We start from the raw sequence: 22,210 nt of genomic DNA, 5'->3' as shown, positions 1-22,210 counted from the left end.
AGACGGTCTCGGGGTTGCAGTTGACCATGATGGTCTCATAGCCCGCGGCGGTGAGGGCGTAGCAGGCGTGGACGCAGCAGTAGTCGAACTCGATCCCCTGGCCGATGCGGTTGGGGCCGCCGCCGAGGATGACGACTTTCTTGGCGTTGGAGGGCCGGGCCTCGCATTCGACGTCACCCATCGCGGGGGTTTCGTAGGTGGAGTACATGTAGGGGGTCTGCGCCTCGAACTCCGCCGCGCAGGTGTCGATGCGTTTGAAGACGGCATGGACGCCGAGGTTCTTGCGGGCCCTGCGGACCTGGGCTTCGTCGCGGCCGGTGAGTTTGGCGAGGCGGGCGTCGGTGAAGCCCATCATTTTCAGTTTGCGGAGGCCTGTGGCGTCGAGGGGGAGGCCGTCGTGGCGGATGGTTGCCTCGGTGTCGATGATCTCGCGGATGCGGGCGAGGAACCAGGGGTCGAAGGCGGTGATCTGGTTGATCTCGTCGTCGGTCAGGCCGTGGCGCATGGCTTCGGCGATCACACGGAGGCGGTCGGGGGTGGCTTGGCCGAGGGCTTTGATGACGGCGGCTTTGGTTTCGGGAGACGGCGATAGCTTGCCTTCGACGCGCGCGCTTGGATTGGCGCGCTGGAGTTCTTCCCGTGCTTTGGCACGCTTCAGTCGTTCAATCCCGTCCTGAAGTTCTGCGTCCCCTATGTGTGGCCGAGTAAGAATTTCCTCTATGCTGAGGGTCTTCGGTTGCGGTTCCTTCCTTGCCATGGTGACGGATGGATCGCTGGGAACGCCGGGGATGGCGATTTCGTCGAAGCCGGTAAGGCCGGTTTCGAGGGAGGAGAGGGCTTTCTGGAGGCTCTCGTGGATGGTGCGGCCAATGGCCATCGCCTCGCCGACGGATTTCATCGCGGTGGTGAGGTTAGGCTCGGAGCCGGGGAATTTCTCGAAGGCGAAGCGGGGGATTTTGGTGACGACGTAGTCGATGGAGGGTTCGAACGAGGCCGGCGTGACCTTGGTGATGTCGTTGTCGAGCTCGTCCAGGGTATAGCCGACGGCGAGTTTGGCGGCGATCTTGGCGATGGGGAAGCCGGTGGCTTTGGAGGCGAGCGCGGAGGAGCGGGAGACGCGGGGGTTCATTTCGATCACCACCATGCGGCCGTCGACGGGGTTGATCGCCCACTGGACGTTGGAGCCGCCGGTTTCGACGCCGATCTCGCGCAGGACGGCGATGCTGCCGTTGCGCATGATCTGGTATTCCTTGTCGGTTAGCGTCAGGGCGGGCGCGACGGTGATGCTGTCGCCGGTGTGGACGCCCATCGGGTCGACGTTTTCGATGGAGCAGACGATGATGGCGTTGTCGGCGGTGTCGCGGACGACCTCCATCTCAAACTCCTTCCAGCCGAGGAGGGATTCGTCGACGAGGACCTGGGCTACGGGCGACGCCTCCAGCCCGGACTTCACGATGGCCTCATAGTCGTCGCGGTTGTAGGCGACGCCGCCGCCGGTGCCGCCCAAGGTGAAGGCGGGGCGGATGATGGCGGGGAGGCCGACGTATTCGATTGCCGCAACGGCCTCGGCCAGGCCAGCGGCGATGTCGTATTTGCCGTTGGCGAGTTTCGGGGCGGCGATGATCGTGGCTTTGGGGTTTTCGAGGCCGATGCGGTCCATCGCCTCGCGGAACAACTTGCGATCTTCTGCCATTTCGATGGCTTCTCGCTTGGCCCCAATGAGCTCGACCTTGTACTTTTCCAACACGCCCATGTCGGCCAGCGCCAAGGCGGTGTTAAGGCCGGTCTGGCCGCCCATGGTGGGCAGGATCGCGTCGGGGCGTTCCTTTTCGATGATCTTGGCGACGACTTCGGGGGTGATCGGCTCGATATAGGTGGCGTCGGCCAACCCTGGGTCAGTCATGATCGTGGCGGGGTTGGAGTTCACCAGGATCACCCGGTAGCCCTCTTCCCGCAAAGCCTTGCAGGCCTGGGCGCCGGAGTAGTCGAACTCGCAGGCCTGGCCGATGACGATGGGACCTGCGCCGATGATCATGATCGAATGGATGTCTGTCCGCTTCGGCATGTCCGGCCCCCAAAGTGTGCGCAAAACTTCGGGCGTTATAGCCATGCAGCGCTGGGGCGCAAGGGCGGACCGGCGGGCGGTGGGAAGTTCACGGAAGGTGACTATGTAGGGCTAGGAAGCAGGGAGATTCTGGCGGATGCAGTCGACGATCAATGGCCGTGGGAATGGGAGTTTTCTGCTTTGGGTCGAGTTTCTGGGGCTGTACATCCTAATTCCGCTTGGGCTTGCCGTCATATTGCCGCCAGGTGCAATGTTTCCTGTGCTTTTCGTGCTTGCCGGGGTCAGCGTTCTGGGGGTCTTTCTGTTGCACAAGACGCCGTCCTTCGCCTGGCGGGACTTGCTGGCGGGAATGGAACGTATCAGCTGGGGCGTTGTGGCCGGTTTTGCGCTGGTGGTGTTGGCGGGGTCTTTGGCGGTGATCTTGCTTACGCGGCCGGACGCGGCCTTCAGCCTGCCGCAGGAACGGCCGGGTCTTTGGCTGCTGACGCTGGCGCTCTATCCGATCCTGTCGGCCCTACCGCAGGAGGCCGTCTTTCGCCCGCTGTTCTTTCGGCGCTACGCGGCACTTTTGCCCTCGGGTGCGGCCGCCATTGTGCTGAACGCGGCCGTCTTTTCCCTGGCGCATCTGATGTTCTGGAACTGGATCGTTCTGGCGATGACGTTTGTCGGCGGGCTGGTCTTTGCCTGGGCCTATGAGGCGCGCCGGAGCTTTCCGTTGGCCGTCTTGCTCCACTCGGTTGCGGGCTGGATCCTGTTTACCGTTGGGCTGGGCGTTTACTTCTATGCCGGGAATGCGGTGAGGCCGTTCTGAGCAAACGAAAAAGGCCGAGGTTACCCCCGGCCTTTCAAGTCGCTGTCTATGGTGATCAGGCCTTCTCGCCCACGGCAGCTTCCGCAGCAGCAATCACCGACTTGCGGGCGGCAATGCGCTCACCCGTCGGCGGGCCCTCGAAGCGGCGGTTCTCGACCGCGACCCAGAGGATCAGCGCAAGCGCGATGAAGCCCAGGACGACGTAGAGCACCCGCTCATTCGGGGGGGCGACGGCGATGAAGAGGATCACTGCCATGCCGACGACCGCAAGGACGGTGACCAGCTTGTAGAGCCCTGCCGACAGTGCCCACGGGCCGGGCTGCGGCCATTTCGGCCCGCCATAGGCGAACATCGCCGCCACCAACGGAACGGTGAAGGACAGGAACAGGAAGATGAGGGTCGAGTTCACCACAATGAAGTAGATCGAGGTCTCGGCAACCTTGATCGACATTGCCAGCAGGACGTACAGGATGCAGAGCACCGTCACCGTCCAGATCGCATTCACCGGGGTACGGTACTTCGGGGAGACCGAGGCCAGAGCCTTCGACCCGATTGGCATCCCGTCATCACGCGAAAAGGCGAAGAGCATCCGGCTGGCCGAGGTGACCGTGGCGAGACCACAGAGGAGTTGGGCAATGAAGATGCCAACAAAGATGAAGAGCATCAGCCAGTTTGGCAGGATGGTTTCCATCGTCCTGAAGAACACCATACCGCCCTGAGACGCGCCGACTGCCAGATCCGGAACGGCCAGCATGATCGCGCAGATCATGATCCAACCCACCAGCGAGGACCAGAAGACAGCACTCACGATGCCTTTTGGGACCGACATTGCGGCGTTCTTGGTTTCCTCCGACGTATGGGCGGAGGCATCGTAGCCAGTGATCGTGTAGACTGGCAGGAGCAGGCAAAGCAGGAACAGATATCCCATGCTTTGGGATTCCGGGAAGATCCCGCCGCCTGCGGGACCAGAGAAGTTGGTGAAGGTCCAGAGCCGCGAGATGTCGATTGCAGGCGCATACATCAAGCAAGCCACGACCAGGACGGCGGTGACCAAGAAGATGATGTAGCCCGAGATATCAGTCAGGAAGGTCGTGGCCTTGATCCCGATATGGTTGAAAATCGCCTGAATGACGGTGATCACGGCAACGAAGCCGACGATCTCCCAGTCTGATGACGGGAAGGGCGTGATCGCCCCATCGGCGCCAGTGGTGCCGAACATCGAGCCGAACGCGCCCTGGAAGAAGTAGGCCGTACCGATGTTGATCGCCCCAAGGACGGTGATCAGGCCCAGAAGGTTCAGCCAGGCGGTAAGCCAGCCCCAGAACCGGTTCCCCAGGATCGAGGCCCAGTGATAAAGCCCGCCCGCGGTCGGGAAGGCCGAGGCGACTTGCGCCATGGCAAGGGCGAACATGCCCGAGAGAAGGCAGCCCACGATCCAGCCGATGCCAGCCCCTGCACCGCCTACGGACGAGATCGCCTGGGCGAACGAGTTGATGCCGCCCGAGAGGATGCAGATGATCGAGAACGAGATCGCGAAGTTCGAGAATTTGGACATGGAGCGCGACAGCTCCTGGGCATAGCCCATGCCATGCAGGACCTTCAGGTCCTCATGCTTGTCCTTGTCTGTGTAGTCATCGGAAGCCATGGAGTGTTCCCTTCGTACCGGTGTTGGACGTTTTTTTGTTATTCGTTAAGCACGACCCACAGCATGTGGTGGGTCGGTACTGGCAATAGGGAAGCGCGAATTTGATCATCAGGCAAGCTTTGAATGCGTTCTCTGACTGCCCGATCAGGATATTTGCGTGTGTGCGTCGTTTTCAGCCGCAAGGAGGCGCCGGAAACGGCTGGCAGCAAAGTCGCGTTCGGCCTATCCCGGAGTTGAGGGCGACAGGGGGGCCCAGGCGGTGATCCTGCTCGAACACGGACCTGGGGGAAGACCGGCTCTCTTCGACCGCGCGCGGGGTGTTATCCTGGCCGAGCGGCCGGGCGATGTCGCCCTGGCGCTGGAGAGGGCCGAGGCAGCGCGGGCGGCGGGGGCCTGGATCGCGGGCTATGTCGCCTATGAGGCGGGCTTTGCGCTTGAGCCGAAGCTCGCACACCTGATGCCCCGCCGCCGCCCCGGTCCGCTGGTGGCCCTGGGCGTCTATACGGGCCCCGAGGAGGCAAGCCCGCTTCTTCAGCGTGCGGCCGAGGAGGGGCGGTCGACCTGGATGACGGCGCCTTTGCCGCTTGTCGGCCGCAGGGCTTACGGGACGGCGGCGCGGAACGTCTTTGACTACATCGCGGCGGGCGACTGTTATCAGGTCAACCTGACTTTCCCGATGGCCGCGCGGCTGGTCTCGGGTACGCCCCTGGGCCTTTATGGCGCGTTCCGGCGGACCGGGGCGGTGGGGCACGGTGCTTATGTCGACCTGGGCGTCGGGCCCGTGGTGGTGTCGCGCTCGCCCGAGCTGTTCTTCAAGGTCGAGGGGGGCAGGATCGTCACCCGCCCGATGAAGGGGACGCGGCCCAGGGGCAGGGATGCCGTGGAAGATGCCGCGATCATTGCCGAGCTTCAGGGGGCCGAGAAGGACCGGGCCGAGAACCTGATGATCGTGGACCTTCTGCGCAACGACATCTCGCGGCTGGCGAAGGTGGGGACGGTGAGGGTGCCTGCGCTTTACGCGATCGAGAGCTATTCCACGGTGCATCAAATGACCTCGACGGTCGAAGGGGTGCTGGAGGGACCGCCGAGCCTGCCGGGTCTGATGGCGGCGCTGTTCCCGTGCGGGTCAGTCACCGGTGCCCCGAAGATCCGCGCGATGGAGATCATCCGTGAGGTGGAAGCTGCCCCGCGCGGCGTCTATTGCGGGGCGATAGGGTGGATGTCGCCGGAGGGCGAGGCGGACTTCTCGGTCGCGATCCGGACCTTGGCGGTGACCGGACAGGACATCGTGATGAACGTGGGCGGCGGGCTGACGCATGGCTCGACTGTGGATGGCGAATGGGAGGAGGCGCTGTGGAAAGCGCGCTTCGTGAAGGCGGCGGTCAGCCGGGGCTGAGGCTGATCGAGACGATGCTCTGGGACGGAACATGCGCGCCGCGCTGGGCCTTGCATGAGGCGCGGCTGCGACGGAGTGCTTCCTTGCTGGGGTGGGGCTGCCCCAGGGTGGCGCCCCTTGGCCCGGACCACCCGGCACGGCTGCGGATGACTTTGGACCGCGAGGGCGGGGTGGAGTGGCAGGTCTCACCCCTGCCGCCCGCAAATGCGGAATGGCGGCTGGGGTTGGCGTCGGAGCGGCTGGTCTCGGGCGATCCCTGGCTGCAGGTCAAGTCCACCCGGCGCGGGGGGTATGATACGGCTCGCGCCGCCTTGCCCGAGGGGCTCGATGAGCTGGTCTTCCAGAACGAGCGCGGCGAGGTTTGCGACGGGACCATCACTACGGTCTTCTTCGACCGGGGGCAGGGGATGCGCACGCCGCCGCTCGCCTCGGGTCTTCTGCCTGGGGTGCTGCGCGCTGAACTCGGTTGCCCGGAGGAGGTACTTCTGGCCGAAGACCTGCCGAAGGTGCGGCTTTGGGTCGGCAATGCGCTGAGAGGCCTTATCCCTGCGGCTTTCATCTTTGTCCAAATATCCCCGCCGGAGGCTCCTGGCCCCGCCACCTGAAGCCTCCGGCGGGGATATTTGGACAAAGATGAAAGGGCTCGGGCTTGACTTGGGCTGCCCGGCAGAGTGTATCGGCGCGATGATGTTGATGCCCTCGGAAGGGGAATGAGAATGCACGCCTATCGCAGCCACACCTGTGCCGGTCTGATGAAGGACCATGTCGGGCAGCCTGTCCGGCTTTCCGGCTGGGTCCACCGGGTGCGCGACCATGGCGGCGTTCTGTTCATCGACCTGCGGGACCACTACGGGATCACGCAGCTGCTGGCCGACAGTGACTCGCCTGCGTTTGCTGCGCTGGAAAAGGTGCGGGCGGAATGGGTGATCCGCATCGACGGGCGGGTGAAGGCGCGGGACGCCTCGCTGGTGAACGCCAAGATTCCGACGGGTGAGATCGAGGTCTATGTGACGGAGGTTGAGGTACTTGGTGCGTCCGAAGAGCTGCCGCTGCCGGTTTTTGGCGACACCGAGTACCCCGAGGAGACGCGGCTGACGTACCGTTTCCTCGACCTTCGCCGCGACACGATGCATCAGAACATGATGCTGCGGTCGAACGTCGTGCGGTGGCTGCGGATGAAGATGTGGGACCAGGGGTTTACCGAGTTCCAGACCCCGATCATTACGGCGTCTTCGCCGGAGGGCGCGCGGGACTTTCTGGTGCCGTCGCGTCTGCATCCGGGCAAGTTCTACGCGCTGCCGCAGGCGCCGCAGCAGTTCAAGCAGCTGATCCAGGTCGCGGGCTTCGACCGCTATTTTCAGATCGCCCCCTGTTTCCGCGATGAAGACCCGCGCGCGGACCGCTCGCCTACCGACTTCTATCAGCTTGACGTCGAGATGTCGTTTGTCACTCAGGATGACGTCTTCGCCGCTGTGCAGCCGGTGCTGCAGGGGTTGTTTGAGGAGTTTGGCAAGGGCCGGAAGGTCTATGCCGACTGGCCGCGGATTGCGTATCGCGATGCCCTGAAGTGGTACGGGTCGGACAAGCCGGACCTGCGGAACCCGATCGTGATGCAGGAGGTCTCGGAGCATTTCCGGGGTTCCGGCTTCGCGATCTTTGCGAAGCTGCTGGAGCAGGAGGGCAATGAGGTCCGCGCCATTCCGGCGCCAAAGGGGCCTTCGGGCGAACCCGTGGGCCGCAAGTTCTGCGACCGGATGAATGCCTTTGCCCAAGCGCAGGGGCTGCCGGGGATGGGGTACATCTTCTGGCGGGAGGCCGAGGACGGCTCGGGCATGGAGGCCGCTGGGCCCCTGGCCAAGAACATCGGGCCGGAGCGGACCGAGGCGATCCGGGTGCAGCTGGGGCTGGAGAAGGGCGACGCCGCCTTCTTCCTTGGCGGGAAGCCGGAGGCCTTCGAGGCCATCGCGGGCCGGGCACGGAATGTGATCGGGGAGGAGCTGGAGCTGACCGAGAAGGACTGCTTCCGCTTTGCCTGGGTCGTCGACTTCCCGATGTACGAGAAGACGGATGAGGGGAAGATCGACTTCAGCCACAACCCGTTCTCGATGCCGCAGGGGGGGCTTGAGGCGCTGTCGGGCGATCCGCTGCAGGTCTATGCCTACCAGTACGACCTGGCCTGCAACGGCTATGAGCTTATCTCGGGCGGTATCCGGAACCACAAGCCGGAGATCATGTACAAGGCGTTTGAGCTGGCGGGCTATCCGAACTCGGAAGTCGACAAGCGGTTTGGCGGGATGGTCAAGGCGTTCAAGTATGGCGCGCCTCCGCATGGTGGCTGCGCGGCGGGGATCGACCGGCTGGTGATGCTCTTGGCCGATACGCAGAACATCCGCGAGGTCATCATGTTCCCGATGAACCAGCGCGCCGAGGACCTGCTGATGGGCGCGCCAAGCGAACCCGCAAACGAGCAACTCCGCGAGCTTCGGCTGCGCGTCCTGCCGAAGGAGGCGTGATGAAGAAGCTTGTCGGCTTCATTGCCGGTCTTCTGTTGAGCCTGATCGCTTCGACCGTCTGGGCCGAGCCCCACACGACCGAGTTCAATGATCAGGCCTTTGACTGGTATCCCTACGAGGAGGGGTTCGAGAGGGCCAAGGCGGCTGGAAAGCCGATCTTTGTTCTGGTGAAGGCCGATTGGTGCCCCCAATGCCAGGCCTACCAGAAGGCCTTTCTTGACCCTCGGGTGACAGCATACGCCGATCGATTTGTCTTCGTGATCCTTGACATCGATCGCGAAATGGCGATCGCCAGCACAATCGCGCCTGATGGCGACTATATTCCGCGGACGATGATCTTCACCCCGTCGGGGATGCTGCAACAACAGCTTGCGCCCTATGCCGAAGGCCAGTTCCGCTATTTCCTCGATCCCGCTCCGGATGTGCTGGCCGCCTATCTGGACTGGGTTGTTGCCCAGCCAGGGATCATGCAATGATGCCCGTCGCCGCATCCTACACAGGACGACTGGGGTGATGTATCAGGCCTCGGTCCCGGTCTTCCGACGTTACCTCGCCCGCATGGCCGAGATTGCCGAGAGGGTGGGAACCGAGGCACTGGAGGCCAGGATTGCTGACAGTCTGCCTGCAGGCCAGCAATTCGCGATGGCGGCAGGTTTCGCATTGCGGATCGCATGTCCCTTGGCGGGGCGTGAAGTGCCGAACCTGCCTTCAGCCCTTGGTCCAAGGCTTGCTGTCGCGCGTGCAATGCTTGGGGCGATGACGCCCGCCGAGTTCGAGGGGGCTGAGGCGCGCATCATCCGGCACGAGGCGGGCTTTGCGCAGATCGAGCAGACGGGGACGGACTTCCTGTTTCTCTACGGCCTGCCGAATTTCTTCTTCCACCTGACCATGGGCTACGCGGCCCTTCGCGCAGCGGGTGGTCAGCTTGGCAAGGCGGACTTCGACGGGTTCCATTCCTATCCCGAAGGTTTCAGTATCTAGCGCGTTGCGGAAAGTCGCCGAGAAGCAGAACCCCGCCGACGGAGCGCCGCTGTCGCATCGTATCTCTTGCGAAGACCAGCGAGAGGGAGGCGCGCAATGGACGCCGAAGGCATCGCAATCCGGTTCGGCTATGGCCTGCCTGCCATACTTTCCGACCCAAAGGCCCTGATCGACGGACTGGCCGGGCCGGATCGGGCGGCGGTCGACTGGCCTGGGGTCAACCTGGCCGAGGTCGCGCCAGTCATGAAGGCCTATCGCGAAGCGCGGAAGGCCAAGGATGAAGGCGGCGTGAAGGCCGCAAGGCGCGCCGCGACCGGGCTCGCCATGCGCGGGCTGAAGGCCACCCTGGCCCGCGCGGTCGGGTCAGGCGATGTTTTCCGCGAACGGCTGGTCGCCTTCTGGGCGGATCATTTCACCGTCGCGGCCCGCAACCTGCTGGAAGCTCCGCTGCCGGGGGTGCTGGTCGACGAGGCGATCCGCCCCTATGTCGGGGGCCGCTTTGCCGAGATGCTGAAGGCGGTCACCACCCATCCTGCCATGCTGATCTATCTGAACCAGGAGGCGTCGTTCGGCCCCGGCTCGCGCAAGGGGAAGCGGCAAAAGAAGGGGCTGAACGAAAACCTTGCGCGTGAGCTTCTGGAGCTTCACACGCTTGGGGTCGGTGCGGGCTATTCGCAGGCGGATGTCCGGGAACTGGCCGAGCTTTTGACCGGGTTGGCGGTCACGCCGGAAGGCTTTGCGTTCGATGCCCGTCGGGCAGAGCCGGGGCCGGAGACGGTTCTGGGTGTAACCTATCGCGGCGAGGGGATGACGCCCGTGCTGCAAGCGCTGGATGATCTGGCCGCAAGGCCGGAAACCGCCCGGCATATCGCGCGGAAGCTGGCGGTACATTTCGTGGCTGATGCTCCGGACGATGCGCTGGTCGGGGCGCTGGAAGGCGTGTTCCGCGACACGGGCGGCGACCTTCTGGCGGTGAGCGAGGCGCTTGTCTTCCACCCCGGCGCGCAGGGCGCGGGGGCGGGCAAGGCGCGGCAGCCGTTCGACTTCGTGGTGGCCGCCTTCCGCGCTTTGGGGGTGCAGCCGGCGCAGATCCTGGACGCCGAACCGCGCGTCTTGAGGCGGATGGTCCTCGACCCGTTGAAAGCCATGGGCCAGCCTTTCCAGCAGGCGCAGGGACCGGATGGCTGGCCCGAGGCTGAGGCCGACTGGATCACGCCGCAGGGCCTGGCTGCCCGGATCGAGTGGGCGATGGGCGCGCCCGAGCGTCTGGTGCGGCCCCTGCCAGACCCCCGCGCTTTCCTGCAGACCGCCTTGGGCGCGCGGGCGGGAGAGCGTCTGACCTGGGCGGTGGGGGCAGCAGAATCGGCGCGTGACGGGGTGGGGCTGGTCCTCTCCTCGCCAGAGTTCAACCGGAGGTAACGCGATGGAACGGCGGTTTTTCCTGAAGGGGCTTGGAGTGCTGGGCTGCTCGGCAGCGGCGCATCCCTGGCTGACGACGCTTACGCTGGCCGCGACACCGGGCGAGAACCGGCTGGTCGTGATCATCCTGCGCGGGGCGATGGATGGCCTGGACGTGGTTCAACCGCTTGGTGATGCGGGCCTTATGGCCGCGAGGCCCGGTGTGCTGGCCCCAAGCGCCGATCTCGACGGTTTCTTTGCGCTGCATGAGGGCCTGTCGGACCTTATGCCGCTCTGGCAGTCGGGGGAGCTGGGGTTTGTCCACGCGACCTCGACCCCATATCGCGACAAGCGCAGCCACTTTGATGGGCAGGATCTTCTGGAGGCGGGGACCGGTACCGATCTCGTCAGCGCGGAACAGCGCGACGGCTGGCTGAACCGGCTGTTGTCGGTGATGCCGGGGGCCGGGTCGGAAACGGCCTGGGCGGTGGGGCGAGAGGCGATGCCGATCCTAGCTGGCCCCGCAGCGACGCAATCTTGGGCGCCGGATCAGGACCTGGCGCTGTCAGCCCCCGCGCGGGCGCTGCTGGAGCATGTCTACGAAGACGACGCGACTTTCCACGCCGCCTCGGCCTCGGCCTTCGACCTTGCGGGGATGGAGGAGGCCGAGGGGCAGGATGTCGACATGATTGCCGATTTCGTTGTGGAACGGCTGCACGGCCCGGCGCGGATCGCGGCCTTTTCGCTGGGCGGCTGGGACACCCACAAGGGGCAGGAGCGGGCGATCCGCAGGCCGCTCGGTCAGCTGCAAAGCGCGGTTGTGCGTTTGCGTGAGGGGCTTGGGCCCGAGATCTGGGGCAAGACCGTGGTCATGGCGATGACCGAGTTCGGTCGCACGGTGCGCCAGAATGGCTCGGGTGGGACTGACCACGGCACGGGCGGGGCGATGCTGGTCGCGGGCGGCGCGGTTCGGGGTGGCAAGGTGCATGGCAGGTGGCCTGGCCTGGGCGAGGCTGACCTTTACGACCGCCGCGACCTGATGCCGACCTCGGACGTCCGCGACTGGGCGGCGCAGGCGATGATGGCGCTTTACGGGATCGACCAGGCCACGCTTGAAGGCCAGATCTTCCCCGGCCTGCGCATGGAGGCGCCAAAAGGGCTGATCCTCTGACCTTGCGTGCCTGCCGCCCTCCGGGGCATTCTGACCGCGGGACGTGCGGGAGGGTTGGTCATGACGGGCAGGGCACTCGGGGCCGAAGTTAAGGGTTGGTCACCGCCGCCGCGGCCAGACCAGACAGCGATGGAAGGGCGGTTCGTGCGGCTGGAACCGCTGGAGGCAGATCGTCATGCCTTCGATCTGCACGCTGCTTTCACCGGCCATGATGCGCTTTGGGACTACATGCCCTATGGCCCCTTCGCCTCGGCCTCGGCCTATCACCGCTGGGCACGCGAGCGCGAGGGTGGTGAGGACCCGCGCTTCTACGTCCTTCGCGACCGGACCACGGGGCAGGTTGGCGGCATCGCAAGCTATCTGCGTATCGCGCCGGACGCCGGATCGATCGAGGTCGGCCATATCTGCATTGCGCCGGTGATGCAGCGGGGGGCCGCGATGACCGAGGCCATGTTCCTGATGATGGATTGGGCGTTCCGCGCGGGTTACCGGCGCTACGAGTGGAAGTGCAATGCGCTGAACCTGGGCTCGCGCCGGGCGGCGCAAAGGCTGGGGTTCAGCTTTGAAGGTGTCTTTCGCAACCACATGGTGATCAAGGGCCGCAACCGCGATTCCGCATGGTTTTCGGTGATCGACAGCGAATGGTCGGCACTGGCCGAGGCCTTTGCCGTCTGGCTTTCGCCCGCGAACTTCGATGCCAAGGGCCGGCAACGCGAGCGGCTTTCCGACCTGACCCGGCTGGTGCGGGCGGCGGCGGACCCGGCGCTGCAGCCGGAATAGGCCTGGCTCTGCCTGGAGACTGCCCGCTATGTCGGCCCCTGCAGTCAGGCCATGGTCTGCAAAGCGTTCAACCGTTCCTCGACCATGATCGCAAGCTTCGCCCTGTCAAAGCCCGTCGTCGCCTGGTGGACCGCCGCCTCGAGCACCGCATCCCCGGAGGCGCGGGCGAGGCTTTGCAGGAAGGCCTTGGCATAGCCCGCGTCCCCGCGCCCCGCAATCAGGGCCGCCGCGCGGGCAAGGTCATCGCGAAGCGCCAGGGGATCGCCCATCGGGGCAGGCGGGTCCTCGCCGTTTTCCTCGGCCCCGGCCCCGGCGACGAGCTGGCGAATCAGGCGGACAAAGGCGGCGACCGAGCCGATGGGTTTGTCGATGAACCCGGCCGCCCCCGCATCAAGCGCCGGGCCGCGCCCCGAAGGATCGCCCGAAAGGCCCAGAACCGGAAAGCCTTGCGACGAAAGCTCGGCGATCAGGTCCTCCCCGCGGCCATCGGGCAGGCCAAGATCGACGATGGCGAGGTCCGGCCGGTAGCAGCCCAGATGCAGCCGCGCGATTTCAAGGCTTTCCGCCCGCCTGAGCCGTGCCCCCGCCCGCTGCAGGATCAGCCGCAGCGCATCGCAGGTGAAGCGGCTGTCGTCGACGATCAGGATGGTGAGGCCCTGCAACGGCAAGCGGCCCGAGGTAAGCGGTGCGCGCTGCGGCATGTGCGGATCGGGCGGGAAGGGCATGGCGGACCTCAAATCATGACCCGCCAAGTCTCCCCGGATCCAGTAAATCCGTGGTTAACGCCCCTGCGACCCTCAGGCCGCTTGCGTGCGCGGCCCGACGCCCCCATAAGCCGCGGCAAGAGCTTCGCGAGGATGCCATGATCGGACGCCTGAACCATGTCGCCATCGCCGTGCCCGACCTTGAGGCCGCGGCTGACCAGTACCGGAACACGCTTGGCGCGAAGGTCGGGGCGCCGCAGCCGGAACCGGACCACGGGGTGACGGTCGTCTTCATCGAGCTTCCGAACACGAAGATCGAACTCCTTTACCCGTTGGGCGAGAACTCCCCCATCGCGGGCTTTCTGGAGAAGAACCCTTCGGGCGGAATTCACCACATCTGTTATGAGGTCGACGATATCCTGGCCGCGCGCGACCACCTGAAGGCGTCGGGCGCGCGGGTGCTGGGGTCGGGCGAGCCGAAGATCGGGGCACATGGGAAGCCGGTGCTGTTCCTGCACCCCAAGGATTTCAACGGCTGTCTGGTAGAGCTGGAACAGGCATGACGATCACCGCCGCCATTGTCGTCTATGCCGTGACCTGGTTCATGACGCTTTTCTGTGTGCTGCCGATCCGGACCGTGTCGCAGGACGAGACCAACCATGTCGAACCCGGCACCCCGCCCGGCGCACCGGCGGAAGAGGTGATGCGGAGGAAGGTATGGATCACGACGCTGATCGCCACCCCGCTTTGGATCGTGATCTGCGCGGTGATCCTTTCGGGCTGGATCACCATGGAAGACCTGGACTGGTTTGGCCGGATGACGCCGTAAGGCGTCGTGCCAAATTCCTTAAGTAAGGAATTTGACAAGTTTCTTACTTAAGAAACTTGGCCCCCGGCCCTACCGTCCCTCTACCGCCATCTGGTGGAAAAGATGCGTGAAGGTCGCGACGCCGAGGACCGGGATCACCAGGTTCAGGATCGGGATCGACAGGGGGGCGGCCATCAAGGTCCCCGCGGCCCAGAGTGTCCAGCGGTTCCGCCGCCGCATCGCCTTGACCTCGGTCAGAGGCAGGCGGCGAAGGGCCACGGTCGAGAAGTACTCTCGCCCCAGCAGAAACCCGTTCATCGCCCAGAAGACCAGCGGAATGCCGGGGCCGACGAAGGGATAAAGGAAAAGCGCGCCCAGGTTGACCGCGATTACTATCCCCAAGAAGTTGACCAACTGGCGCAGACCTTCGGCAAAGGACAGCGGTGTCGCGGGCGGAAGCCCGGGGTAGTGGCGGTCCTCGACCGCGTCAGCCACATCTTCGAGGAAGAGCCCGGCGAAGGCCGACGCCACCGGCACCATCAGGAAGACCGAGAGCCCGATCATGAAGAAAAGCGAGGCCCAGCCCAGAAGCGTGTCCATCCCTGTGACGGGGCCGATGACCGGCAGCTCGATCGTGTCCGGCGACAGCCACCAGATCAGTTGCAGGAAGAGCACGTAAACTGCCACGAGGAGCGCCAGCGCCAGAAGGACGCCGAGGAACACGACGCGGCGGAAGCGGCGGTCGCCGAGCTGGCCTATGGCCCGCAGGAAGGCCGCGAAGATCATGCATCGACCCAGGTGACGAGGCGCCCGAGTTCGGGGCGGGCACGGTCTGGGCCGTCCTCGGGCGGAGTGCCGATGTGGATGATGCCCGCTACCGTCTCGCCGCCCTCGCACCCGAAGGCACGGGCGGCAAAGGTCGCGTCATGCGCTGGCCAGCCGGTCAGCCAGCAGGCGCCCCAGCCTGCGGCCTCGGCGGCGTTGACGATCCCGAAGCAAAGTGCTGCGGCGGACATCAGCTGTTCGACGGCTGGGATCTTCGGCGAAGGCTTCGGCGAAGCGATCACCACAACGGCAAGCTTGCCGAGATCGTACTGGCCCCGCCCTTTGCCCAGCATCTCGGCATCGCCGCCGAGCTCACGCCCCCGCGCCTCGGCAAGATTGGCCAACCGAGTGAAGGCCGCACCCTGGACGACGATAAGACGCCAGGGTTCCAGCTTGCCATGGTCGGGCACGCGGGTTGCGGCCGACAGGATCTCGGTCAACTGGTCCCGTGTCGGAATGGGAAAGGAGAAGAGCTTCGCCGGGCGCGAGCGGCGGGACTTCAGGAAATCGAGGGCAGCGTCGTTGCGGGCGGGCATGAAGGGTCCTTTGTCTGGTCGGCGACAGGCTAGCGGGGCGAGGTGCGGGATGCCAGAGGAGGGCCGGTCCGGTGGGCGGCTTTGGTAGGCCTGGAAGGCCGGGCTAAAGACCCAGCGCCTGCGCTGCGTCGTCGATCCATGCCGTGACGAAGGCATCGAACCGCGCGTCCGGCTGGCGTTTCTCCAGCGTGGCCGCGAGTGGGTCCGGCGCGCTGACGGGCGCTCCGGAAAGCTCTTCCAGCACCGCATGGCCGCAGAAGGGGACGTAGACCTCGGAATAGCCGCCCTCATGCACCAGCAAGAGCCGCCCATCGCAGAGCCGCTCTGCCGCCTCCATCGCCATTCGGGTCAGCGTACGGAAGGTCTCGGCTGTACAGAGCATCCGCCCCAAGGGATCAACCGCTGCCGCATCAAACCCGCAGGCGACGATGATGACCTCCGGCTGGAAGCGGTCGAGTGCGGGCAGGACCACCCGCTCCATCGCGCGGAGATAGCCGTTGTGGCCGGCGCCGGGCGGCAGGGGCAGGTTAATGTTGAAACCGCGCCCCGCACCCGCGCCCACGGCCTCCACCCCGCCGGTGTCCAGCGGGTAGTTCCTGTCTTGATGCAGGCTGATCGTCAGGACCTCCGGGTCTTCCCAGAAGATCGCCTCGGTTCCGTTGCCGTGGTGGACATCCCAGTCGACGATAGCTACCCGCCGCATAAGGTTGTCGGCCTGCGCTGCCCGGATCGCCACTGCGATGTTGTTCAGCAGGCAGAAGCCGTTCGGATAATCCGCTGTGCAATGGTGGCCCGGCGGGCGCGAAAGGGCGTAGGCGTTCTGCACCTCATCGCGCAGGACCGCGCGTAGCCCTGCGGTCGCAAGCCCCGCCGAAAGCGCCGCAATCTCGTAGCCGCCCTTGCCGAACGGGGCACGCAGGCCAAGCTCGCCCCCGCCTGCATCCGACATCGCCTTGAAGGCGGCAAGGTAGCTTTCCGGATGCACCCGCCGAAGCTCCGCATCGGTTGCGGCCTCGGCGCCCTGCATCGAGAGGTGGCGGGAAAGCCCGGTCACCTCGATCAGGTTCTTCAGCCGTCGTTTGGTCTCGGGGTTCTCCGGCAAGCCGCCGGGGATGGGCTGCACAAGGCCGCCGGTCGGCAGGGTGAAGGCGTAGTTCCCGCCGCCATGCCAGAAGCAACGTTCGTCGAAGTAGAATGCGGTTGTCATGGTTCTGGGTCTCCCTCAGACCGAGACTAAGCAGCACCCGGGAACATGGCCACAGATAACCGACGGGCATTCAGCGCCAAAATCCTTCGAAGGATTTTGCAAATCTTTTCGAAAAGATTTGCCCCACCCCAACGTCAAGCGCTTCAGCATCCCGTGTTGCTCGACCGCGGCCGCAAAAGCCGTCGGTATCGCCAAGGGCCACCTCACGCGCTCGCGCGGGGCAACCCGTCCTCGCCGGACTAACCCTTCGCCTTTTCGATCCGGTAGCTTCCCTCCGGCAGGTTCAGGGCGGCCGCGAGATCGCGAATCTGGGTCATGGAGAGCGTGATCCGCATCACCTCGTCGGTCTGCGGATCGACCTGATCGACCGTCACGCAGTCTTCGAAAGCGTTGATCACGACGTCTTCCTGCAAGGGCAGATCGCCGCCCTCATCGACCAGGGTGATGACGGTGGCGTCGAATTCGTGCTCGATTGTAAACATGGACCCACGTTAGCGCGCCTTGCTGGCACCGGCAACGGCCCGTCGTTGGGCATGACAGGTCCGTGAGGCGCCCTTTCCCTTCCCCGGCGATTTGCTACCTTCCGCCAAAGCCCTTTTGAGGTATCCGATGCGCCTTCCCCTCATCGCTGCTCTGACACTTGCGCTTGGCGGCTGCGTTACCAGCTATCCTGCGCCACCGGACGCCCCGCCATCGATCGCAATCGCCGCTGTCCAACCTGCGCAGGCCGCGGCCGAAAACTTCCTGAGCGTCGTTGCCCGGGTCGAACCGGTGGCGGAAAGCTACTGCCGCAAGCGGGGCACTGTGCGGAACTGCGACTTCCGCATCGTCGTTGACGACCGGCCCGGTCAGCCGCCGAACGCCTTCCAGACGGTGGACAGATCCAACCGCCCAGTGATCGGGTTCACGCTGGCGCTTATCGCCGATGCGCGGAACGCTGATGAGCTGGCGTTCGTTCTGGGCCACGAGGCGGCGCACCACATCGCGGGCCACATCCCGAAGCGGCAGGATCAGGCCCTGTCCGGCGCGCTTCTGGCGGGGGTCCTGGCCCAGGCGAGCGGGCTTTCCCCCGAAGAGGTGCGCGCCGCGCAGAACCTGGGCGCCGAGGTCGCTGCCCGCAGCTATTCCAAGGAGTTCGAGCTGGAAGCCGATGCTCTGGGGGCCGAGATCGCGCTGGTTGCGGGCTTCGATCCGATCCGGGGCACGGGGTTCTTCGACCGGCTGCCCGATCCCGGCGACAAGTTCCTGGGCAGCCACCCGCCCAATACGCAGCGCAAGGCGGTAGTTGCCGCAACGGTCCGGCGGCTGACGGGCGCTTGATCTGGGTCAAGGCGGATCACCCGGCGGCGGGGCAGCATAGCTGCAGATGGCCGGGAGGTGACGACGATGATCGGGTATCCTGAAGCACCGAAAGCCTGGTGGCTGACCCGCGGGATGGCCCGGATTTCGGGCGTCAATCTGCCGCGCGCCGTGGTCGACGGCTGGCTGCAGCGTGACGAGCTGGAGGATTTGGTCGTGCGATGTGCGGCCTGCGGTCGGGGTGAGGTGTGTGAGACCTGGCTGATGAAGTCAGGTCCTGCGAAGGCCATGCCGGAGTTCTGCCCGAACAAGCCGGGGATCGAGGCGCTGAGCTAGGCCTCTGGCCCTTGATGGCTTAGGCTTCGGTGCATGATCGTTCTGGAAGACATCGTCCGCGACCGCGGCTCGCGCTATGCGGCGTCAGTTGGTGACGTGACCAGCAAGGCCGAGATCGACCTTCTCCTCGCCAAACTCCGCTCCCGCCGCAAGTTCGCGAAGGCGACGCATCACAGCTGGGCAGCGGTCCTGGCCAACGGCGGACCGCTGAAGAACGACGATGGCGAGGCCGGGGCGGGTGCCGTGATCCTGAAGATGCTGGAACGCGAGGGGGTCATCGACCGTATCATCGTCGTCACCCGCTGGTACGGCGGCGTCCACCTTGGCGGCGACCGCTTCGCCCACATCGTCACCTGCACCCGCGCCGCCCTTCAGGCGCTCCGCGCACCCCTCGACGGCACCGCGGCCCGCAGCTAGGCTTTCCGCCGGGGGAAGAGGGGAGGGGTGCCATGCGCGAAACGCTGCAGGCCGAGGCACGGCGGCTCGGCAATACGGTGATCTGGTCCTGGGACGGCTTCCGTGCCGCGTGGGCCACGGAAAAGACGCTGCGGCAATGGACGCTGGCAAATGCGCTGTCAGCGGCCCTGGTCTTTGCCCTGGACCTCACCCCCGGCGAGCGTGCGCTGATCTTGGCACTCGGCCTTCTGGTCCTGGCCGCCGAGCTGATCAACACCGCGATCGAAGAGGTTGTCGACCACATTTCCCCCGAACCGCATCCCCGGGCCAAGAAGGCCAAGGACTGCGGCTCTGCCTGCGTGGCCCTCGCCGCCCTGGCCGCAGGGGTGGCGTGGGTGGTGGTTCTGGTGGGGTAGGTCAGAGGGTTTTGTGCGTGCCGTCGCAAAGCGGCGCCTTGGCCGAGGCCTTGCAGCCGCAGAACCAGACGGTTTTCGACACTTCGGCGGTGTACTTGACCGGGGTGAAGCTGGTCTCCTTGTGGCTGCCATCGCAGAAGGGCTGCTTCGAGGACCTGCCGCAAGCGCACCAGAAATAGGATTTCCCGGCCTCGACCTCGATGGGGTAGGGCTCTTTCTGGGCGACAATGGGGGTGTCGGCTGGCATGGCGCTGGCTCCCGAACGTGCATTGAGATCAAAGCTATCGCGATGTGATTGTTAATCAATAGTGGCGCTCGTCTGGTGCGTCCCGATCGGTACGACCACGCTGATGGCCCAGTTCAGGTAGGCGTCAGGGCAACAACTGCCAGGCGGAACCCGTCCAGAGATAGAGCTCTGCCGACACCGGATAGGGCCGCGTGGCGACGGCCTCCTGATTGTAAGACAGCATCGCTGCCCGAACGTCCGTGTGCTCTGCCGCAACGAACATCAGTTCGCCACGGGCGGGGCAACTCGCGATAACGCCTTCATGACCCTCAGCCAGTCTGGTCCAGACTTCCGGCAACAGCATGACGCTGCATTCGTAGAATCCGTCCAGTATGAGCCCGGCCAGCCTGGGTTCGTCGGGGAATGTGTAGGCCTCGGCACTTTCGACCAGTTTTCGCAGGTTTTCCCGCGCCTGCTCTCTGATCGCCTCGATCTCAAGCCCGCTTTCCGCGATCATGTCTAGGGTGACGTAGCTGACCGATGTCGGCGAATCGATGACCAGATATTCCGACAGTCCGGGAGCTATCTCGACGTTCCACATCCCAAGCGCCGCCCCGTCTGGCGAAGTTGCGTAGTCCGTAGTCGTGACCACCGGCCTCACCTGGGGTAACACAGACGCGTTCAGCGTTCCGAACTGGTCCAGGCTGGTGGTCGTCTGCGTCATGAATTCGGCGATAGCCGCGTCCTGCGCTGCCGCATTGTCAATAGTGGCCAGCGTACGATCGAGGTTGTCTGGAGAGAAGGTAGACTCGACACCATCTTGCATTACGACCTTCAGCACCCGTTCTGAGGTATCGATCTCGGCCGACGCGACTCCGGGGAGGGTCAAGGCTACCTCCCGCATCCGCTCCAAAGTGTCCATTATCTCGGCTTGTGCGACCGGCGCCGACAGCATCATCGCGACCAGCGCCGCTTGCAGAAGTGAGCGTTTCCCGGTCATTTGTGTCGCCCCGCGAAATGATGTTGCAAGAGCATCGTTTAGGCCGTTTCTGCCAAAGACGACAGGTGGGAATAGGCGACTTGATCTTGAGTTCTTTCCGTCCGCCGCCGTTTGCCGTCTTCAGGCCAAACGCCCCCAAAGATCGTATTCTCCGGCCTCATCCACCACGACCTGGACGATGTCGCCGGGGATCAGGTCTTCGAAACCCTCATCGATGAAAAGGTTCCCGTCGATCTCTGGCGCGTCCGCCTTGGTGCGGCACGTGGCGCCGTCTTCGTCGATCTCGTCGACGATCGCCTCTAGCACTTTTCCAACTTTTGCAGCCAGTTTTGCTTCGGAAATAGCCTGCGCCTTTTCCATAAAGCGATCCCAGCGGTCCTGCTTCACCTCGGGCGCCACGTGGTCGGGCAAAGCGTTCGATCTGGCGCCCGCGACGTTCTCGTACTGAAAGCAGCCGACCCGATCCAGTTGCGCCTCATCCAGCCAGTCGAGCAGTGTCTGGAACTCGGCCTCCGTCTCGCCTGGATAGCCCACGATGAAGGTCGAGCGGAGCGTGAGGTCAGGGCAGACCGCGCGCCAGGCGGCGATTTCGTCCAGGGTCTTTGCCGCCGCCGCCGGGCGCGCCATGCGTTTCAGCACGTCGGGATGGGCATGCTGGAAGGGGATGTCGAGGTACGGGAGCACAAGCCCCTCGGCCATCAGCGGGATCAGCTCGCGGACATGCGGGTAGGGGTAGACGTAGTGAAGCCGGACCCAGGCGCCAAGCTTGCCCATCTCGCGCGCAAGATCGGTGATGTGGGCGCGGACCTCGGCCCCTTTCCAGGGCGAGAGGTCGTGTTTGCGGTCCACCCCGTAGGCGCTGGTGTCCTGGGAGATCACCAGAAGCTCCTTCACCCCGGCCTCGACCAGCTTCTCCGCCTCGCGCAGCACGGCGTGGGCGGGGCGGGAAACCAGGCGACCCCGCATGTCGGGGATGATGCAGAACTTGCACTTGTGATTGCAGCCCTCCGAGATCTTCAGGTAGCTGTAATGCCGGGGCGTCAGCTTCACGCCAGATGCCGGCAGCAAATCGATGAACGGGTCCGGTGACGGCGGCACCGCGCCGTGTACCGCATCCAGCACCGCCTCGTACTGCTGCGGCCCTGTCACGGCCAGAACCTTAGGATGGGCGCCGGTGATGTATTCGGGTTCCGCCCCCAGGCATCCGGTCACGATAACCCGGCCGTTTTCCTGCAGCGCCTCGCCGATGGCTTCCAGGCTTTCGGCTTTGGCCGAATCCAGAAAGCCGCAGGTGTTCACGATCACCGCGTCCGCGCCCTTGTAGTCCGGGCTGATCGCATAACCCTCGGCGCGAAGCCGGGTCAGGATGCGTTCAGAATCGACCAGCGCCTTCGGACAGCCAAGCGAGACCATCCCGATGGTCGGTTGGCCCTCGCGACGGAGGTCGGGGATCACCGAGCGGGCAAGGTCGGGGCGAAGGAGGGGCGGGTTTTCGGTCATGCGCCGCCCTATACAGGCCCCGTGACGCTCTGGAAAGCCTGACCTCTCGGCCATTTGATGCCGTGCGGGTGCGGGGCAGGCCTCCCTGACTTGGCAACCAAGGCTCGAGGGGCATAGAGTCAGGCAAAACCAAGAAAATTCCGGAGGAGAGCATGCGTTGGATTGTCCGTCTTGGGCTGACGCTCGCGGTTCTGGTC

25 protein-coding genes are annotated in these 22,210 nt (G+C 64.9%); 15 read left to right on the top strand and 10 right to left on the bottom strand.

What is annotated here, in order from left to right:
* A partial coding sequence (carB, locus tag ACRCSW_RS03625) for a carbamoyl-phosphate synthase large subunit (protein WP_438702670.1) occupies nucleotides 1-2,065 on the bottom strand: 2,065 nt, incomplete at its 3' end.
* A 136-nt stretch (nucleotides 2,066-2,201) separates the two neighbouring features.
* On the opposite strand from carB, the gene ACRCSW_RS03620 reads away from it, so the two are divergent.
* Nucleotides 2,202-2,876, top strand: a complete 675-nt coding sequence (locus ACRCSW_RS03620) for a CPBP family intramembrane glutamic endopeptidase (RefSeq protein ID WP_438702669.1) — start codon at nucleotides 2,202-2,204, stop codon at nucleotides 2,874-2,876.
* Between the two features lie 55 nt (nucleotides 2,877-2,931).
* Here the strand turns inward: ACRCSW_RS03620 and ACRCSW_RS03615 are convergent, their stop codons facing one another.
* A complete protein-coding gene (locus ACRCSW_RS03615) occupies nucleotides 2,932-4,521 on the bottom strand; it encodes an amino acid permease (protein WP_438702667.1) in 1,590 nt (529 codons plus the stop codon).
* 259 nt (nucleotides 4,522-4,780) lie between these two features.
* Between ACRCSW_RS03615 and ACRCSW_RS03610 the strand changes: the two genes are divergently transcribed.
* The 8 genes from ACRCSW_RS03610 to ACRCSW_RS03575 all read left to right on the top strand — a co-directional run bounded on the left by ACRCSW_RS03610 (nucleotide 4,781) and on the right by ACRCSW_RS03575 (nucleotide 12,760).
* Nucleotides 4,781-5,917, top strand: coding sequence for an aminodeoxychorismate synthase component I (locus tag ACRCSW_RS03610; RefSeq protein ID WP_438702665.1), 1,137 nt, complete (start codon nucleotides 4,781-4,783; stop codon nucleotides 5,915-5,917).
* Nucleotides 5,875-6,522 (top strand): aminotransferase class IV family protein, encoded by a 648-nt coding sequence (locus ACRCSW_RS03605; RefSeq protein ID WP_438702664.1) that lies wholly within the window; start codon nucleotides 5,875-5,877, stop codon nucleotides 6,520-6,522. The genes ACRCSW_RS03610 and ACRCSW_RS03605 overlap by 43 nt, the downstream gene beginning before the upstream one ends.
* A gap of 111 nt (nucleotides 6,523-6,633) precedes the next feature.
* Entirely contained in the window at nucleotides 6,634-8,430 is a 1,797-nt protein-coding gene (gene aspS / locus ACRCSW_RS03600; protein ID WP_438702662.1) for an aspartate--tRNA ligase, read from the top strand.
* Nucleotides 8,430-8,906: a thioredoxin family protein gene (locus tag ACRCSW_RS03595; protein ID WP_438702660.1), complete on the top strand. Its 477-nt coding sequence runs from the start codon at nucleotides 8,430-8,432 to the stop codon at nucleotides 8,904-8,906. The genes aspS and ACRCSW_RS03595 overlap by 1 nt, the downstream gene beginning before the upstream one ends.
* A gap of 37 nt (nucleotides 8,907-8,943) precedes the next feature.
* Nucleotides 8,944-9,411: a DUF1993 family protein gene (locus ACRCSW_RS03590; RefSeq protein WP_438702672.1), complete on the top strand. Its 468-nt coding sequence runs from the start codon at nucleotides 8,944-8,946 to the stop codon at nucleotides 9,409-9,411.
* A 96-nt stretch (nucleotides 9,412-9,507) separates the two neighbouring features.
* Complete coding sequence (locus ACRCSW_RS03585) at nucleotides 9,508-10,830, top strand: DUF1800 domain-containing protein (protein ID WP_438702659.1); 1,323 nt, start codon at nucleotides 9,508-9,510, stop codon at nucleotides 10,828-10,830.
* Between the two features lie 4 nt (nucleotides 10,831-10,834).
* A complete protein-coding gene (locus ACRCSW_RS03580; RefSeq protein ID WP_438702657.1) occupies nucleotides 10,835-11,980 on the top strand; it encodes a DUF1501 domain-containing protein in 1,146 nt (381 codons plus the stop codon).
* A gap of 60 nt (nucleotides 11,981-12,040) precedes the next feature.
* Nucleotides 12,041-12,760 (top strand): GNAT family N-acetyltransferase, encoded by a 720-nt coding sequence (locus ACRCSW_RS03575; RefSeq protein ID WP_438702655.1) that lies wholly within the window; start codon nucleotides 12,041-12,043, stop codon nucleotides 12,758-12,760.
* A 44-nt stretch (nucleotides 12,761-12,804) separates the two neighbouring features.
* Here the strand turns inward: ACRCSW_RS03575 and ACRCSW_RS03570 are convergent, their stop codons facing one another.
* The gene (locus ACRCSW_RS03570; protein ID WP_438702653.1) at nucleotides 12,805-13,485 is read right to left on the bottom strand and encodes a response regulator; all 681 of its coding nucleotides are present in this window, start codon (nucleotides 13,483-13,485) and stop codon (nucleotides 12,805-12,807) included.
* A 137-nt stretch (nucleotides 13,486-13,622) separates the two neighbouring features.
* Between ACRCSW_RS03570 and mce the strand changes: the two genes are divergently transcribed.
* Both mce and ACRCSW_RS03560 read left to right on the top strand, forming a co-directional pair.
* On the top strand, nucleotides 13,623-14,027 hold the full coding sequence (gene mce, locus ACRCSW_RS03565; protein ID WP_438702651.1) for a methylmalonyl-CoA epimerase: 405 nt from the start codon (nucleotides 13,623-13,625) through the stop codon (nucleotides 14,025-14,027).
* Nucleotides 14,024-14,293 carry a DUF1467 family protein gene (locus ACRCSW_RS03560; protein WP_438702649.1) on the top strand — a complete coding sequence of 90 codons (270 nt, stop codon included), beginning with the start codon at nucleotides 14,024-14,026 and terminating at the stop codon, nucleotides 14,291-14,293. Before mce ends, ACRCSW_RS03560 begins: the two co-directional genes overlap by 4 nt.
* A 69-nt stretch (nucleotides 14,294-14,362) precedes the next feature.
* Here ACRCSW_RS03560 and ACRCSW_RS03555 read toward each other — a convergent pair whose 3' ends face one another.
* From ACRCSW_RS03555 to ACRCSW_RS03540, 4 genes are all read right to left on the bottom strand, one after another.
* The gene (locus ACRCSW_RS03555; protein ID WP_438702647.1) at nucleotides 14,363-15,058 is read right to left on the bottom strand and encodes an EI24 domain-containing protein; all 696 of its coding nucleotides are present in this window, start codon (nucleotides 15,056-15,058) and stop codon (nucleotides 14,363-14,365) included.
* Nucleotides 15,055-15,633 (bottom strand): nitroreductase family protein, encoded by a 579-nt coding sequence (locus ACRCSW_RS03550; protein ID WP_438702645.1) that lies wholly within the window; start codon nucleotides 15,631-15,633, stop codon nucleotides 15,055-15,057. Before ACRCSW_RS03550 ends, ACRCSW_RS03555 begins: the two co-directional genes overlap by 4 nt.
* 103 nt (nucleotides 15,634-15,736) lie before the next feature.
* Nucleotides 15,737-16,840 (bottom strand): class II histone deacetylase, encoded by a 1,104-nt coding sequence (locus ACRCSW_RS03545; RefSeq protein ID WP_438702644.1) that lies wholly within the window; start codon nucleotides 16,838-16,840, stop codon nucleotides 15,737-15,739.
* A 239-nt stretch (nucleotides 16,841-17,079) separates the two neighbouring features.
* Entirely contained in the window at nucleotides 17,080-17,322 is a 243-nt protein-coding gene (locus ACRCSW_RS03540) for a hypothetical protein (RefSeq protein WP_438702643.1), read from the bottom strand.
* Nucleotides 17,323-17,449: 127 nt separating this feature from the next.
* Between ACRCSW_RS03540 and ACRCSW_RS03535 the strand changes: the two genes are divergently transcribed.
* The 4 genes from ACRCSW_RS03535 to ACRCSW_RS03520 all read left to right on the top strand — a co-directional run bounded on the left by ACRCSW_RS03535 (nucleotide 17,450) and on the right by ACRCSW_RS03520 (nucleotide 19,287).
* Nucleotides 17,450-18,160 carry a M48 family metallopeptidase gene (locus ACRCSW_RS03535; RefSeq protein WP_438702641.1) on the top strand — a complete coding sequence of 237 codons (711 nt, stop codon included), beginning with the start codon at nucleotides 17,450-17,452 and terminating at the stop codon, nucleotides 18,158-18,160.
* A gap of 66 nt (nucleotides 18,161-18,226) precedes the next feature.
* A complete protein-coding gene (locus ACRCSW_RS03530) occupies nucleotides 18,227-18,475 on the top strand; it encodes a DUF6455 family protein (RefSeq protein ID WP_438702639.1) in 249 nt (82 codons plus the stop codon).
* Between the two features lie 33 nt (nucleotides 18,476-18,508).
* Nucleotides 18,509-18,892, top strand: a complete 384-nt coding sequence (locus tag ACRCSW_RS03525; protein ID WP_438702637.1) for a YigZ family protein — start codon at nucleotides 18,509-18,511, stop codon at nucleotides 18,890-18,892.
* Between the two features lie 32 nt (nucleotides 18,893-18,924).
* Nucleotides 18,925-19,287, top strand: coding sequence for a diacylglycerol kinase (locus ACRCSW_RS03520; protein ID WP_438702636.1), 363 nt, complete (start codon nucleotides 18,925-18,927; stop codon nucleotides 19,285-19,287).
* A 1-nt stretch (nucleotide 19,288) separates the two neighbouring features.
* Here ACRCSW_RS03520 and ACRCSW_RS03515 read toward each other — a convergent pair whose 3' ends face one another.
* The 3 genes from ACRCSW_RS03515 to rimO form a co-directional block, all read right to left on the bottom strand.
* A complete protein-coding gene (locus tag ACRCSW_RS03515) occupies nucleotides 19,289-19,534 on the bottom strand; it encodes a CDGSH iron-sulfur domain-containing protein (RefSeq protein ID WP_438702634.1) in 246 nt (81 codons plus the stop codon).
* A gap of 124 nt (nucleotides 19,535-19,658) precedes the next feature.
* Nucleotides 19,659-20,513, bottom strand: a complete 855-nt coding sequence (locus tag ACRCSW_RS03510) for a hypothetical protein (RefSeq protein WP_438702632.1) — start codon at nucleotides 20,511-20,513, stop codon at nucleotides 19,659-19,661.
* A gap of 120 nt (nucleotides 20,514-20,633) precedes the next feature.
* Nucleotides 20,634-22,013, bottom strand: coding sequence for a 30S ribosomal protein S12 methylthiotransferase RimO (gene rimO / locus ACRCSW_RS03505; RefSeq protein ID WP_438702631.1), 1,380 nt, complete (start codon nucleotides 22,011-22,013; stop codon nucleotides 20,634-20,636).
* Nucleotides 22,014-22,210 lie beyond the last annotated feature (197 nt).

Source organism: Tabrizicola sp. (genome assembly GCF_051645465.1).
Classification (GTDB): domain Bacteria; phylum Pseudomonadota; class Alphaproteobacteria; order Rhodobacterales; family Rhodobacteraceae; genus Tabrizicola.
The sequence above is the reverse complement of the archived record's forward strand: the minus strand, read 5'-3'. Positions and strand labels throughout refer to the sequence as shown.

Bases quoted from the DNA above. Each gene is read 5' to 3' on its own strand.
- ACRCSW_RS03620 (WP_438702669.1), top strand. From the start codon at position 2,202: ATGCAGTCGACGATCAATGGCCGTGGGAATGGGAGTTTTCTGCTTTGG.
- ACRCSW_RS03615 (WP_438702667.1), bottom strand. From the start codon at position 4,521: ATGGCTTCCGATGACTACACAGACAAGGACAAGCATGAGGACCTGAAG.
- aspS (WP_438702662.1), top strand. From the start codon at position 6,634: ATGCACGCCTATCGCAGCCACACCTGTGCCGGTCTGATGAAGGACCAT.
- ACRCSW_RS03595 (WP_438702660.1), top strand. From the start codon at position 8,430: ATGAAGAAGCTTGTCGGCTTCATTGCCGGTCTTCTGTTGAGCCTGATC.
- ACRCSW_RS03590 (WP_438702672.1), top strand. From the start codon at position 8,944: ATGTATCAGGCCTCGGTCCCGGTCTTCCGACGTTACCTCGCCCGCATG.
- ACRCSW_RS03585 (WP_438702659.1), top strand. From the start codon at position 9,508: ATGGACGCCGAAGGCATCGCAATCCGGTTCGGCTATGGCCTGCCTGCC.
- ACRCSW_RS03580 (WP_438702657.1), top strand. From the start codon at position 10,835: ATGGAACGGCGGTTTTTCCTGAAGGGGCTTGGAGTGCTGGGCTGCTCG.
- ACRCSW_RS03575 (WP_438702655.1), top strand. From the start codon at position 12,041: ATGACGGGCAGGGCACTCGGGGCCGAAGTTAAGGGTTGGTCACCGCCG.
- ACRCSW_RS03570 (WP_438702653.1), bottom strand. From the start codon at position 13,485: ATGCCCTTCCCGCCCGATCCGCACATGCCGCAGCGCGCACCGCTTACC.
- mce (WP_438702651.1), top strand. From the start codon at position 13,623: ATGATCGGACGCCTGAACCATGTCGCCATCGCCGTGCCCGACCTTGAG.
- ACRCSW_RS03560 (WP_438702649.1), top strand. From the start codon at position 14,024: ATGACGATCACCGCCGCCATTGTCGTCTATGCCGTGACCTGGTTCATG.
- ACRCSW_RS03555 (WP_438702647.1), bottom strand. From the start codon at position 15,058: ATGATCTTCGCGGCCTTCCTGCGGGCCATAGGCCAGCTCGGCGACCGC.
- ACRCSW_RS03550 (WP_438702645.1), bottom strand. From the start codon at position 15,633: ATGCCCGCCCGCAACGACGCTGCCCTCGATTTCCTGAAGTCCCGCCGC.
- ACRCSW_RS03545 (WP_438702644.1), bottom strand. From the start codon at position 16,840: ATGACAACCGCATTCTACTTCGACGAACGTTGCTTCTGGCATGGCGGC.
- ACRCSW_RS03540 (WP_438702643.1), bottom strand. From the start codon at position 17,322: ATGTTTACAATCGAGCACGAATTCGACGCCACCGTCATCACCCTGGTC.
- ACRCSW_RS03535 (WP_438702641.1), top strand. From the start codon at position 17,450: ATGCGCCTTCCCCTCATCGCTGCTCTGACACTTGCGCTTGGCGGCTGC.
- ACRCSW_RS03530 (WP_438702639.1), top strand. From the start codon at position 18,227: ATGATCGGGTATCCTGAAGCACCGAAAGCCTGGTGGCTGACCCGCGGG.
- ACRCSW_RS03525 (WP_438702637.1), top strand. From the start codon at position 18,509: ATGATCGTTCTGGAAGACATCGTCCGCGACCGCGGCTCGCGCTATGCG.
- ACRCSW_RS03520 (WP_438702636.1), top strand. From the start codon at position 18,925: ATGCGCGAAACGCTGCAGGCCGAGGCACGGCGGCTCGGCAATACGGTG.
- ACRCSW_RS03515 (WP_438702634.1), bottom strand. From the start codon at position 19,534: ATGCCAGCCGACACCCCCATTGTCGCCCAGAAAGAGCCCTACCCCATC.
- ACRCSW_RS03510 (WP_438702632.1), bottom strand. From the start codon at position 20,513: ATGACCGGGAAACGCTCACTTCTGCAAGCGGCGCTGGTCGCGATGATG.
- rimO (WP_438702631.1), bottom strand. From the start codon at position 22,013: ATGACCGAAAACCCGCCCCTCCTTCGCCCCGACCTTGCCCGCTCGGTG.